Origin of the sequence: Pantoea sp. S62, from assembly GCF_016658625.1 — a bacterium.
GTDB classification, from domain to species: domain Bacteria; phylum Pseudomonadota; class Gammaproteobacteria; order Enterobacterales; family Enterobacteriaceae; genus Pantoea; species Pantoea vagans.
On record NZ_JACVVI010000012.1, the window covers coordinates 68,308 to 81,339 of the forward strand.

At 55.7% G+C, this 13,032-nt stretch carries 11 protein-coding genes; 4 read left to right on the forward strand and 7 right to left on the reverse strand.

Annotated features, from left to right (window positions below; all coding sequences use genetic code 11):
• Nucleotides 1-37: 37 nt before the first annotated feature.
• The 4 genes from IBT54_RS16915 to IBT54_RS16930 all read left to right on the forward strand — a co-directional run bounded on the left by IBT54_RS16915 (nucleotide 38) and on the right by IBT54_RS16930 (nucleotide 3,818).
• On the forward strand, nucleotides 38-571 hold the full coding sequence (locus tag IBT54_RS16915; RefSeq protein ID WP_049788844.1) for an SRPBCC family protein: 534 nt from the start codon (nucleotides 38-40) through the stop codon (nucleotides 569-571).
• The gene (locus IBT54_RS16920; protein WP_033785209.1) at nucleotides 572-1,738 is read left to right on the forward strand and encodes a zinc-dependent alcohol dehydrogenase; all 1,167 of its coding nucleotides are present in this window, start codon (nucleotides 572-574) and stop codon (nucleotides 1,736-1,738) included.
• A 321-nt stretch (nucleotides 1,739-2,059) separates the two neighbouring features.
• Entirely contained in the window at nucleotides 2,060-2,605 is a 546-nt protein-coding gene (locus IBT54_RS16925; RefSeq protein ID WP_147789851.1) for a chorismate mutase, read from the forward strand.
• Nucleotides 2,606-2,627: 22 nt separating this feature from the next.
• A complete protein-coding gene (locus tag IBT54_RS16930; protein ID WP_201252514.1) occupies nucleotides 2,628-3,818 on the forward strand; it encodes a cytochrome P450 in 1,191 nt (396 codons plus the stop codon).
• A gap of 28 nt (nucleotides 3,819-3,846) precedes the next feature.
• Here IBT54_RS16930 and IBT54_RS16935 read toward each other — a convergent pair whose 3' ends face one another.
• The 7 genes from IBT54_RS16935 to IBT54_RS16965 all read right to left on the reverse strand — a co-directional run bounded on the left by IBT54_RS16935 (nucleotide 3,847) and on the right by IBT54_RS16965 (nucleotide 12,704).
• Entirely contained in the window at nucleotides 3,847-4,851 is a 1,005-nt protein-coding gene (locus IBT54_RS16935) for a substrate-binding domain-containing protein (RefSeq protein WP_201252516.1), read from the reverse strand.
• A 29-nt stretch (nucleotides 4,852-4,880) separates the two neighbouring features.
• Nucleotides 4,881-6,290 carry a sucrose-6-phosphate hydrolase gene (locus tag IBT54_RS16940; protein WP_201252517.1) on the reverse strand — a complete coding sequence of 470 codons (1,410 nt, stop codon included), beginning with the start codon at nucleotides 6,288-6,290 and terminating at the stop codon, nucleotides 4,881-4,883.
• Nucleotides 6,290-7,660, reverse strand: coding sequence for a sucrose-specific PTS transporter subunit IIBC (locus tag IBT54_RS16945; protein ID WP_013356646.1), 1,371 nt, complete (start codon nucleotides 7,658-7,660; stop codon nucleotides 6,290-6,292). The genes IBT54_RS16940 and IBT54_RS16945 overlap by 1 nt, the downstream gene beginning before the upstream one ends.
• Nucleotides 7,661-7,727: 67 nt before the next feature.
• A complete protein-coding gene (locus tag IBT54_RS16950) occupies nucleotides 7,728-9,263 on the reverse strand; it encodes a carbohydrate porin (protein WP_201252518.1) in 1,536 nt (511 codons plus the stop codon).
• Nucleotides 9,264-9,423: 160 nt separating this feature from the next.
• Complete coding sequence (locus IBT54_RS16955; RefSeq protein ID WP_201252519.1) at nucleotides 9,424-10,350, reverse strand: aminoimidazole riboside kinase; 927 nt, start codon at nucleotides 10,348-10,350, stop codon at nucleotides 9,424-9,426.
• 183 nt (nucleotides 10,351-10,533) lie between these two features.
• Entirely contained in the window at nucleotides 10,534-11,505 is a 972-nt protein-coding gene (locus IBT54_RS16960) for a ParB family protein (RefSeq protein WP_201252520.1), read from the reverse strand.
• Nucleotides 11,502-12,704 (reverse strand): AAA family ATPase, encoded by a 1,203-nt coding sequence (locus IBT54_RS16965; RefSeq protein ID WP_013356650.1) that lies wholly within the window; start codon nucleotides 12,702-12,704, stop codon nucleotides 11,502-11,504. Before IBT54_RS16965 ends, IBT54_RS16960 begins: the two co-directional genes overlap by 4 nt.
• Nucleotides 12,705-13,032 lie beyond the last annotated feature (328 nt).

Consider the following 13,032-nt stretch of genomic DNA (forward strand, 5'->3'; position numbering starts at 1 on the left):
TGATTTTGTGCCACTGAGAGAACTATCGGAGGACGTTTTGACGACAACATCTCTGACTACCGCCAGTGACAATACCCTCACGCTACGGCGCTGGATTACTGTGGGCCTGCCCGCTACCGAGCTTTTTAACCTATGGCTTGAGCCCGATACCCTGCCCCGCATTATGAGCCACTTTGCCAGCGTGACGCCGGTCAATAAAAGCGATGCACACTGGCAGATTGAGGGCCCACTGGGTAAGCACTACCGCTGGGATACCCGCATTGTCGAAGCGCAGCCAGGCGAAGTGATTGCCTGGCGCTCGCTTGAGGATGCAGACATTCCTAACGAAGGTGAACTGCGCCTTCGCCCGGCACCGGGGGAATGGGGCACCGAGTTGGCTCTGACTCTGCAGTTCACGCCGCCGGGTGGCGCACTGGGAAAAAAGGTAACGACGTTATTTGATCTGCTGCCAAAAGAGGTGGCCAGCAAAGCGTTACATCGCTTTAAAAGCCTGGCTGAAACCGGTGAAATTCCTACTCTGCACGGGCAGCCTGCGGGTCGTCATGCCGGACGTCAGGATAAGGAGAAATAAATGCGCGCACTCTGCTGGAATGGCGTCAACGATTTAAGTGTTGAAACCGTAGCCGACCCCGGTCTGCTCAATCCTCATGATGCCATTATTCGCGTCAGGCTCACCACCACCTGCGGCTCCGATCTGCACGTCATTGACGGCCTGATCCCGAGTATGCGTGAAGGCGATATTCTGGGTCATGAATTCATGGGTGAGGTAGTTGAAGTTGGCCGTGCGATAAAAAATATCCGGCGTGGCGATCGGGTCGTAGTGCCCTCTTTCATCTCCTGTGGTTCCTGCTGGTATTGCCAGCATCAGTTGCCCTCCTGCTGTGACAATACGCATCCGCAGTGGGAGAAAGGTGAAACGGTGCTCGGTCATGCCACGGGCGGCATTTACGCTTACAGCCACGCGTTTGGCGGTTATGCAGGCTCACACGCAGAGTATGTTCGTGTGCCCTTTGCCGACAATGATTGCTTCGTCGTGCCCGAAGGCGTAACCGATGAGCAGGCGCTGTTCCTCTCCGATGCGACGCCGACCGGTTATATGGGTGCCGACTTCTGTAATATTCATCCCGGTGACACCGTGGTGGTCTGGGGCTGTGGCGGTGTCGGACTGATGGCACAGCAAAGCGCCTGGCTGATGGGCGCGCATCAGGTCATCGGTATCGATCGCTATCCTGAACGGCTGGCCATGGCACGCGACTTCGCAGGCAGCATAACGCTGGATTACACCGAGGTGGACGTCAACGAAGCGCTGCTGGAGTTAACCGGCGGGCGCGGCCCGGACAGCTGTATTGATGCTGTCGGCATGGAAGCCCGCGGTGAAGGATTAAGTCAGGTCTATGACAAGACCAAACAGATGCTGCATCTGGAAACGGATGTCGGTGCAGCCTTGCGCCAGGCGTTATATGCCTGCCGTAAAGGCGGCAACATCGCGATTCTGGGGGTATATGGCGTGATGGATAAGTTCCCGCTGGGGCTGATGATTAATAAAAGCCTGACCATCCGTACCGCCCAGCAGCACGGGCAACGCTACATGCATCGTCTGCTGGAGCATGTTGCCAGAAATGAGCTGAACCCGGCTTTTATGGCGACACATCGTTTTCCACTGGAAGAGGCCCCGCGAGGCTATGAGATGTTTAAACACAAAGAAGATGGCTGCGTTCGCGCCGTGTTCGTGCCCTGAAAACACATAAACCGATTCGGGCGGCGCTGCCGCCCGGCGGGACCTTTCCTGAATTCTGGCAAAAATCCCACTTATTCCCGGACGCTGGAACACTGATGATAAGCGCCTGTCACCGTAAAGCTGAACCTGAATTAACCCGCCATAATTCCATGTTGATATGAATTTTTTATGAACGTAAAGTGAAAAAAACACATCAGAATCAGATCCCTGTAAACGCTAAGCAGACACCTCTGCCTGTTCACATTTTGAAAACAAAATAATCACAATAAGTTATTTTTTCATGTGTAAATTAGTGCCAGTTTTCATTTATGGAGCAGGCCAATGACGCAATATGTGGCAGTTTTTCTCTCTTCACTGTTCATGTGCAGCAACGTTTTCGCAGGTTCGGTTTCTTCCGTATCACTCGACGCGCTTTCCACCGCATTAAATGAACGCATGCAGGTCATGAAGGCTGTGGCGGGTTATAAAGCGCAGCATCATTTACCCGTTGAGGATCTGCCTCGTGAGCAGGTTGTTCTGGAAAAGATGCTGCAAAACGCGCAGCAGGCAGGACTTGAACCTCAATCGGTTGAGCCTTTTGTCCATGCTCTGATGAACGCAAGCAAAGCGATTCAGTATCGCTATCGGGCTGACTGGCTCTCAGCACCGGAAAGTGACGTACCCGTCACCGATCTGGCCGGGACCCGGCAGCAGATTGAACGGCTGGATACCCAGCTCCTGGCTGCGATCAGCCAGCGCCTGATGACCGGCAGCTTCTCGCAGGAGGACAAAGCGTATCTGATGTCACAGCTCACGGCATCCCACCTCAGCGAAAGTGATAAAAACAACCTTTTCGCTTCTCTCGCCCGCATTCAGCGCTCGCATTAATCCTTAAGCCGTGGAGTGAGCTATGCAGCTTCATGAACTGATGAACCCCGAATACACTGACAATCCGTTTCCCCTTTATCGGAAACTGCATCGGCAGGGCCCGCTTATTCCTGCCGGGGATAAGATCATCATCAGCGGGAGTCACGCGGTGGTGGAGGCACTGCTGAACGATCGGCGGGTCGGCAAGAATTATATGGAAAGTGTCAGGTTAAGGTTTGGTGATGCTGCCGCCGACATGCCGCTGTTTCAGGGCATCAGCAGAATGTTTCTGGTGCTGAATCCGCCGGATCATAACCGATTAAGAGGACTGGTTATGAAGGCATTCAGCGCCCGGGAAATTAAACCACTCCGGGAGATGGCGCTGAGTGTCGCTCATGACCTGGTTGATGCGCTGGCAGGTCATCGCGACTGCGATCTGGCCCAGGCATTCGCTTTTCCGTTACCGGTACGCATTATCTGCGGGATGCTGGATCTTGCTGAGTCTGACGCGCCTGAACTGGGTCGGCTCACATCTGTACTGGTCAAAGTGTTCGACCCGCAAATCAGCCAGTCGGATCTACTGGAAGCCGCCGATGCGTTTGCCGTACTGGAGCGTTACTTCAGCGCAATGATCGTCGCCCGGCGTGACAGCACGGCCAGCGATCTGGTGTCCCTTTTTCTGCGCAGCAGCAGCGATGGCGACCGGCTAAGTCACGATGAGATCATCGCCAATGTGATACTGCTGTTTATTGCCGGCCATGAGACCACCTCAAATATGCTCTGCAATACTCTCCTGGCTCTGCATGACCATCCGCAGGAACTGGCTTGCCTGAAACAGAATCATGCGCTGATACCTGATGCCATAGCGGAGTGTCTGCGTTACGACAGTTCGGTCCAGATGCTGTACCGCACGACGCTGGAAGAAATTGAGGTGGCAGGCCAGCTCATTCCGCCAGGAATACGCTTTTTTCTGAGTCTGGGCGCAGCCAATCACGACCCGCTTGTCTTTACCTCGCCGGAGCGGGTCAATATCCGGCGACATGAGGGACGCAACCTGGCATTTGGTGGCGGGATACATCACTGTATGGGCTACCGGCTGGCACTGGCGGAAATGGAGGTGGCGCTAGAGGTATTGCTGACCCGACTGCCAGCAATGCGGCCGGTAACCGCCGGGGTTCGCCGCAATCACAGAGCCAACCTGCGTGGTGTCAGCGCCCTGCCGGTCAAGTGGTGAAGCCGCCGGGGCCAGAAGCGCCCGGCGATTAGCCGCGCAGGCGCAACGTGGCGGGCAGCACCAGCTGGCTGTCTGCTGGATCATTTCCGGCGATCATCGTGGTCAGCATAGAAAAACAGGCCTGCGCGAGCGCCGGAACATTCTGCTCTACGGTGTCGACAGGAATCGAGAGTGAATCATAGAGATAGTGGTCATCAAAACTGGCGATGCAGATATCGCCGGTCAGCAGGTGATGCTCACTCATGTAGCGCAGTACCCCTTCCAGCAGGCCGCAGGCAGCAGTGAAAATTGCTTTAGGTGGACGCCCCAGCCGCTGACATAGTGCGGCAAACATCTCGTAACCGCTGCCGGGATGGTAGTTCCCCTGGATTACCCACTCCGGCTGCAGCGTTACACCGGCCCGCGCCAGCCCCTCTCTGAATCCCGCCAGACGATCCTGAGTCGGAGAAAGATCGGACTGTCCGCCCATAAAGTAGATCTCCTCCGGACAGGCGCGCGCCAGCTTTTCAACCAGCTCAGCGGTGGGCGTCACGGAGTCGGTGATGACCCAGGGCAGCGTCGTGTTGTTCATGTGGCGGTCAAACAGCAGCACCGGCAGCTGTTCGCTGAGGCTGACATAGTCGCTGTCAGTCAGCATACTGGAGGCAACAATCAGGCCGTCGACCTGACGCGCCACCAGATTGTTGACCACGACCCGTTCCTGACCGGCATTTTCGTCGGTACAGGCGATCAGCAACTGCAGACCCGCCGCACGGCAGAGATTTTCCAGCGCATGGGAGAAAGCTGCGAAACCGTGGTTGGTGATCTCCGGTACTACCAGCCCCAGCGTATGACTGCGGGCGTCGTGCAACATCCGCGCATGGATACTGGGCTGATAATGGTGTTCGCGGGCCAGCCTCAGCACCCGCTCACGCGTCTCCTTCGCGACCCGTAACTCTTCGCCACGGCCGTTGAGCACCAGGCTGGCAGTGGCTTTTGAAACCCCGGCCAGCCCGGCGATATCACTGATGGTAACGCGTTTTGTTTTTCTCACGGCAAGACATCGGTTAGGGAAACAAGGGCTTATTCTACCATGCAGCGACGTAACGACCAGTAGCGGGCCTGCAGTTCTGCGCGCCCGCGCAGAGTCAGCAGCGCGGGCTGGTCCGGAAAATAGCGGCTGCTCATCACCCCTTCCCCGTCGTTGATGAAGATCTCAACGCTGGAGTGGTCACACAGAATCTGTAACCGGCGGGCTGCCCCGGTCCAGTAACGATACGTCCATTCACCCGACACCAGGCTGCGACGGGCAAGCCGCAGTTCGTTGTGCTGCCACGTCAGGATCAGGGTATCGGCGAAATTGAGTTCGATGTCGCCCTGGCTCTCAAGCTTAAGCTCCAGCCGCTGTGCGCCGATCGCTGGCGTATCATCAGCACGGCCCTGATAGTGCTGCTCGTGCTCGCGCAACGCCTGCAGTTCCGCGATGGGCTGCTGACAGAGCCGCCCGTTACGTGAGCTCAGCTCGCGCAGACAGGTCATCTGGTGGATCCAGCCCTGCGCCACGGTTGGCTGGGCCATCTCTTCACCGTCTGGCGTCCCCATCCAGCCCACCAGCAGCCGCCGGCCATCCGCGGTCAGCGTGGTTTGCGGAGCATAAAATTCAAAGCCGGCATCCATTTCGTTCAGCGGGCCGTGCTGGTATGCAGGCTGCTGATAATCCAGGTCGCCACTCAGCCAGGCACAGGCGTGACTGTTCAGAAAGCGCTTCTCTTCGGGCGCAACACCCTGCGGACAGCAGATCAGATAGGTGCTGTCTCCGAGCGTGAACATGTCCGGGCACTCCCACATATAACCTGCGGCATCCAGCCCGCCCAGTCCGCTGCCCGCAATCTCGCCGGGATTCTGCCACTCCCGCAGATTGTCAGAACGCAGCAGCAGCACCCTGCCCTGCCGCTGCGTATTCTGCGCCGCCAGCACCATGTACCAGCGATCGTCGTGACGCCACACTTTGGGATCGCGAACGTGGCCGGTATAACCCTCCGGCACGGCGATGACCGGGCCGAGCTTGTCAAAACCGCCCGCACTGTTCTGCTGCGCCAGGCACTGCCACGCCGTGCGCGAGCCATCATCGAATTTTACGTTGCCGGTGTAGACCAGTGTCAGTACGCCGTTATCGTCGACCGCGCTGCCGGAGTAGCAGCCACTGCGGTCATACTCCTCATCCGGCATCAGCGCGATGGGCTGATGCTCCCAGTGCAGCAGATCGGCTGAGCGCCAGTGCCCCCAGCATTTATGCTGATGCGCACAGCCCAGCGCGTTCCACTGGTAGAAGAGATGATAGTGACCGTCGAAATGGATGAAGCCGTTGGGATCGTTAAGCAGTCCGGTAACCGGTGCCAGATGCCAGCCGGGATAGTGGCTGTCGCTGAGCGCCTTTGGCATCCCCTGCATCACCGCCTGCAGAATGGCGGCAAGACGTGTTGATGAGGCCATTATTCAGAGTCCGTTTTGTATTTGAGCAGATAAGAGATCACAAACGCGGTGGTGAACGCGATGGCGACGCCGATGACATAATTGAGCAGAGAACCCGCCTTAACAATCGCCATGCCCGGCAGACCGGTCAGCCCGACCGCCGTCATATAGACATGGACCGATACCACCCAGGCACCGCCCAGCGCGCCGCCCACCAGACCCGCGATAAAGGGTTTCATAAACCGCAGGTTGATACCAAAGATAGCCGCCTCGGTGATCCCCAGCAGTGCTGAAAACGCCGAGGGCAGCGAAATTGCTTTGATCTTCGCATCGCGGGTTTTAAACCACACCGCCAGACAGGCCCCGCCCTGAGCAACGTTCGCCATCGCCCAGATAGGCAGCAGAAAGTTAACCCCGATAGACGGGTTACCCAGCAGTCCCGCCTCAATCGCATGGAAGCTGTGATGCACGCCGGTAATAACAATCACCGAGTAGAGCCCGCCAAATACCAGTCCCGCCAGCCAGCCAGCGTGAGCAATCAGGGTGCTGAGCACAAAAGAGATCCCATCGCCCAGCATACGGCCCGCCGGACCGATAATCAGCAGCGCAATGAAGCCTGAGATAATCACCGTCAGGAACGGGGTCAGAATAAGATCGAGCGCATCCGGGATCACCCGACGCAGCTGCTTTTCCAGCATGCTCATAAACCATACCGCCAGCAGCACCGGGAATACCGTACCCTGATAGCCAATCATCGCCACTTCAATGCCGAAGAAGTTCATGGTGTGGAAACCGGCGGCGACGCCCCAGGCGTTGGTCAGCGCCGGGTGCGTCAGAATGCCGCCCAGCGTCGCGCCCAGAAATGGGTTGCCGCCAAACTCGCGGGCCGCCGTAAAACCAATCAGGATCGGCAGGATAATAAAGGCCGCTGAGCTGCACATATCCAGCATGATGTAGAGCGCATTTTCCGGATTGACCCAGCCGTAGGTTTTAACCATCCCCAGCAAGCCCATCAACAGACCCGACGCCACAATCGCCGGAATGATCGGCACAAAAATGTTCGACAGCAGACGAGCGATACGCTGGAAAGGATTGAGCTTGCGGGCGGCAATATCAGCAGCCTCAGACTTGCTCGATTCGCTAATGCCAGCTTCGGCGATAAAAGCGGCGTAGACCTTGTTTACCACACCGGTACCGAAGATAACCTGAAGCTGTCCGGCGTTGCGGAAGCAGCCTTTAACGCCCTCAATCCGGCCAATCGCGGTAGTGTCCGCTTTTTCATCATCTGCCAGCACCAGCCGTAGCCGCGTCGCACAGTGAGCCGCACTGGCAATGTTCTCTTTGCCACCCAGCAGGGGCAGCAGGGCCCGCGATATTTTTACATAGTCCATACATACCTCACTCTTGTTATGTTTTTATCCGCGTGACGTTCAGGCCCCGGCAGCCGGGGCCGCCCGATCAGAACCAGGTTTCCATCTGTACGCCGAAGTTCCATTCGCCGCCGGCATCGAAGCCTTTGCTGCCGAACGCGTCGTCACTGGCATAGTTATCCAGCCGGTGATCCCAGTTCATCCAGGTGGCAAACAGACGAATCTCCGGACGTTTAAGGAAGTCGCCGACATCACCGGCTTTCAGGGTTGGCGCAACGGTGAGTTTGGTGAAGCTGCCGCTGACCGCGTTACGGTTGTTGTAGCCTTCCGGACGCAGATCCATGTACTGATAAGAGCCTTCATACTGCATCTCGAAGTTCTGCGTGATTTCCTGAATCAGCCGGAGGTTGACTGTCGCCCAGTCATAGCTGTCACCTTTGACATAGCGATCGTCACTGCGCTGTGCCAGTAAGGCGGGCGCAATGTGCCAGCCACCGCCAAGAGGCGTCGTACCGTAACTCGCCAGCCGCCAGGTATCCGCTTCCGGTAGCAGTGCGCCGTCAGAACCAATCGACTTCACCTCAGCGCCCAGGCCATGACCGTAGAGCAGGGCCGTTTTCGACGTGCCTTCTGTCAGCCCATAAAAGCTGTCGTTATGCAGGCCCAGCAGCGCATGGACGCCGGTTTCGGCCGCATCGCTTTTGACACGGAGACCGTCAATATCCCGGCGTTCGTCGTTATCTTTCGCCCGCATACCGCTGACCATCATCTGCACCGGGCCGACAAAGTTATTCAGCGACAGGATGTAGTTCTGTGCGGTGTTTTCATTGTTTTCGATGTCACCAAAGGTACGGCCATAAAGCGAGATGTTGCTGCGTGCCTGATCGCTCCATGTCATGTCGTAGATACCGGCACCGGTTCCGGCAAGGAAGACCACATCGGAGTCGATCCAGTGAATATCGAAGTTATCACGATCAAAACGCTTACCGGCCCAGACCGTTGCGTTATCGAACGCACCGCTGAAAGTGGGAAGCTGTCCCAGCTCGACAAACGCCTGACGCAGGTTGAGATCGCTGCTGGCGGCCGTCCAGTCGTTATAAGTGCGCTGTCCATCGGCCAGCATCGCTTTGAAGCGGGTGGTGGCGCCATTGTCCAGCGTCTGCTTATGTTCAAGGTTGAGCTCAACGTAGGTATCCGGCTCATTACCCAGACGCCCAACGTGACCGCCGGTTTCTCCAGCCGGAGTTACGGTCGGGCCACCCTGAGTTCTGGCGGCAGAGCTGTTCATCAATAATCCTGAGCGGGCATAACCGTGGAACTCAAAGCCACCTTCATCGGCAGATTTTTGTTCCGGTTTCGCAGTGCGCTGCGCGACCTCAGCGGCAGAGGTCTGGGTCTGCTGCTGCACCGCTGCCAGCTGATGAGCTTGCCTTTCAGCCATCTGAGCCTGTTTTTCGGCGACCTCTGCGCGGCTTTCAGCGGCATTCGCCCGCTGCTCGGCAGCCTGCAGGCGCTGCTCCATCGCCGCAAGGCGGGCTTCGATGCTGCTCATGCTGGGATCGGCCCAGACGGATGTGGAAAGGAATATTGCAGAGAGGGCGACGGCTAACGTGCTTTTTTTCATTTTTTTATATCCCTGAGGAGAAGCTATCATCACCGGTATTTTTTGCTAAACCGGTTTAGGCGCAAATCATAGCCACGGGTAATTTCCCTCTGCAATGAAAATAGCTAAACCGGTTTAGTGATTGTGAGATAGCTCCCAAAACAGGGGCATTACAGGATGATTAGCCGGCCAGATCGTCCAGCTGGTGGCGCCAGGGAAGTGCTGTCATGGCTCCTTTCGCCGTGGTTGCAAGTGCGCCACAGCGCTGCGCAGTCACCAGATAGCTGGCAAGTTGTGATTCGTTTACAGGCAGACCTGACTTCGCCAGCTCCCAGAGTAACCCGGCTACAAAGGCATCACCTGCACCGGTAGTATCGACGCTGTCAATGGGCGTGGTGGCATGGTGGGTTATCTGGCCCTGATAACAGGCCATCACCCCTTCCCTGCCCCGCGTCACCAGTAACAGGCGAATGCTGAATTTGGCGGCCAGTTGAGGCATGCTGACAGCTGCTTCCTGACCCGGACTAAGAAAATCGAGCTCTTCGTCAGAGAGTTTCACCACGTCCGTATGACTGAGGGCGTCGTTCACCACCGCATGGAGGAGTGCCGTGTCGGGCCAGAGATCTTCCCGCAGATTTAAATCGAAGCTGACATGGCCGCCTGCCGCGCGGATTTGTTTCATGGCGGTCAGCGTCGCCGTACGAGAGGGTTCCGCCGCTAAGGCAATGGAACAGCAGTGCAGCCATTCCCCGCGATGAAACTCGGGCAGATCTGACGGTTCAAGAAACAGGTCGGCACTGGGCCGAACCATAAAGGTAAAGGAGCGCTCGCCCTGCTCATCCAGCCCGACCACCACGGTTGATGTGCGATGCTGTGAATCGGCAATCATGCAGGCCGTATCAACATTTTCTTCACTGAGCGTCTGCCGCATAAACTCACCAAACGGATCGGCACCCACCCGTCCGATAAAACCGCTGTTTCCATGCAGGCGGGCAATGCCAACGGCGACATTAGCGGGTGCTCCGCCCGGACACTGCATCAGGCTACCCGGCATTTCGGGTAGCAAATCGACCACGGCATCCCCGAGGCACCATACGCGAACAGACATAAAAAACTCCTCTGATTAAACCTGAAAGCTAAACCGTTTTAGCTATAACGCTAAATGGCGTCAGGTTCAAGCGTTAACATGTTTAAGTGATATGTGATTAGCAGAGGAGTTTTATGATTAGAGAGCAGGAATAAAAAAACCGGCGCAGCGGCCGGTTCCATTGTCAGTAATGTGTGATGAAGATTATTTAAGCGTAGAGAGTATCTGTCTGATCGACGCATCAATCTGTTCAGCAATCTCTTTCGGCAGACGACTGAATTCATACTGCACGGTGCGCTTCTCATCATTGGTTTTACGACGCGCATAGGTATTGGCCGTAGTAAACGTTGCCAGCTTTTCCGTCACCGTTTTACTAACCGGTGCAGGTTTTTTTAACTGACGACGCGCGCTTTTGAAGCCATTCAGGATTGCGCTCTTCTTCTCGTCTGCATTAGCGTTTTGCAGTGCATCATCTGCCTCCAGCTTTTGCTGAATTTCGCTGACCAGTCCGGCGACATCAATCGCTTCCGCTTTCGCCTCCTCCCAGACATCAAGCAGCAACTGATAATCCTGAAGGGTCAGCTCAGAAACGACCGGGAAGAGTTCGATAAACTCAGCGGGTACGGATGCGGCCTGAAATGCACGGGAGACCTTAGCATTTGACATACCTTCCGCTTTAGCAATGTCTGATTTGCTCATGCCACTTTCATTCATCAGCATAAAGCGCAGCCCTAATTCACGCAGGTTATGCTCTTTCGCCGTCTGAATATCAGCAGCGAGCTGACGCGCATCGCTAAGGCTCAGTTCATCCGCGGTGACCAGCACTTCCAGACTGGCCCCGGAAAGAATACAGGCAGCGCGACGGCGCGAGCCATCCATGATCTCAATTCGGTCACCGTTCACGCGACCTATGGCCGGGAAAAATTGCTGCAGTGTAATCGTACGCGTGATTTCCTGCAGCGATTCAGGCGTCAGCGTGCTCTGATCACGTCCATTGATTTTCGGGTCAACGCTGGTTCGGGTTTCAATATCGTCATGCAGGATCAGCTGGCGTACAAAGGTCGCCTTCGCACCTGACTTCAGCGTAAAAGTGCGCGACTGGCTGCTGCTGTCGATCATGTTCGCAATAGCAGAATCGCCGAACTTGCGGCCAATGCGCTGTATCGGTTTGCTCACAGGGTACTCCTGATATATTCGATGCGATCAAACACAGCCCTTGAGAACTGCTCGGCTTCATATTTGGCTTTTCGCAGGGCGTCTGCACTGCCCGGATAGGAAGCGGGGTTGGCACTGATCACCGTGTCAAAGGATTCGCCACAACGCTCAAATCCATCAAGACGCGGTAAGCCGCAGTCCAGCATGGATTTGGTAAATACCTCACGGGCATAACTTTGTGACGTCAGGTGATCATGCTTGGAGGTCATTTTAGACATAAAGCCAATATTAGCTTTGAGCCGCGGTTCGATACCTTCAGCCTCAATACGCTCCAGCATTTCTGGCAGGCGCGTCAGGTACTTCATGGTGGAGTGGAAATCGACCTGTGCCGGCGGCGTCGGTGTCAGCAGCACATCGCTGGCCGCGATCGCATTCAGCATAAAGGAATCAAGATGAGGGCCGGTATCAAGGAAGATAAAATCGTAGTCACCTGCCAGACGGTCGATCACATTACGGCGAAGGACTTCTGAGGGGGCAACGCCGGGCAGATGTTCAGCAACCAGTTCTTCCCAGTCGCTGGCAACGAAGCCATCGTCGATTGAGGCCGGGATAACGTCAACGCCGGGCATGACGGTAGGTTTAATAAACTGCTCGCGAAGCTGGTCTGCATCCAGATCGTTGAGCATAGCCTGCGCTGCTGTTTCCAGTACAGAACCGACACTGTTGGTATGGCTCAGGAACATCGTGCTTGATGCCTGGGGATCCAGGTCAATAACCAGTATGCGCAGGTCATTGTGCAGCATTGAAGGATGGGCGCGCATACCGTGAGCCAGCGTCACGGTGCTGACGGTTTTAGAGACACCGCCTTTAAGGCTGACAACAAACACGACAAAGGGGCCATCATGCCGATCGCGATATTTTGGTACTTTACGATGCTGATAAATGTCGACGACGTTCTGAATGGTCAGGGCATATTGCGATGTACTGCCGGTTTGCTTTTTACCAAACTGGTATCCTGCTGCTTCCATATCACTAATTGCAGCGACGACAGCGTGCTTACTCAGCAGTGGCATATTAGCAACAGCATTGCGGGAGAAAGTCTGGTAAAAACCTGTCTGGTTAAATTCCTGACGCTGCTGCTCAATGTGGTCACTGAGTCCATGTAACATGGAGTTGGCACGTGTTGCCATCTCCAGCACTCCACCATAATCGCGCTTCATAAGCCCCTCTGCGTTAATGTTTTTTGCATACTACACAAAAAGCGCATACCTGCCAATTTTTTAGGAAAATGCCAAAAACCTGGATTTTTTGTCTCAGGTGGTGGAATGGTTTTCGGAAATTTATGGTCAGCTGTAAAAGAGGATCTCTTGAGCTCTGTGGCCGCAGTCCATTCAGTTTGAGTATATTGAACAGGCATCAGAGAGGAGTGTGATAATGGATGGCGGAGGGTAGTACGCGATATTCGTTTTACTTTTGTGATGGCAGAAATGCCCAGTCGGCAATCGTGGCCCTTATATCAGATGCTGATCATGGTGTTTTCATCATGAA

Excerpts from the sequence above, each read along its gene's own strand:
- IBT54_RS16925 (WP_147789851.1), top strand. The coding sequence starts at position 2,060 with ATGACGCAATATGTGGCAGTTTTTCTCTCTTCACTGTTCATGTGCAGC.
- IBT54_RS16950 (WP_201252518.1), bottom strand. The coding sequence starts at position 9,263 with ATGAAAAAAAGCACGTTAGCCGTCGCCCTCTCTGCAATATTCCTTTCC.
- IBT54_RS16930 (WP_201252514.1), top strand. The coding sequence starts at position 2,628 with ATGCAGCTTCATGAACTGATGAACCCCGAATACACTGACAATCCGTTT.
- IBT54_RS16940 (WP_201252517.1), bottom strand. The coding sequence starts at position 6,290 with ATGGCCTCATCAACACGTCTTGCCGCCATTCTGCAGGCGGTGATGCAG.
- IBT54_RS16965 (WP_013356650.1), bottom strand. The coding sequence starts at position 12,704 with ATGAAGCGCGATTATGGTGGAGTGCTGGAGATGGCAACACGTGCCAAC.
- IBT54_RS16955 (WP_201252519.1), bottom strand. The coding sequence starts at position 10,350 with ATGTCTGTTCGCGTATGGTGCCTCGGGGATGCCGTGGTCGATTTGCTA.
- IBT54_RS16945 (WP_013356646.1), bottom strand. The coding sequence starts at position 7,660 with ATGGACTATGTAAAAATATCGCGGGCCCTGCTGCCCCTGCTGGGTGGC.
- IBT54_RS16920 (WP_033785209.1), top strand. The coding sequence starts at position 572 with ATGCGCGCACTCTGCTGGAATGGCGTCAACGATTTAAGTGTTGAAACC.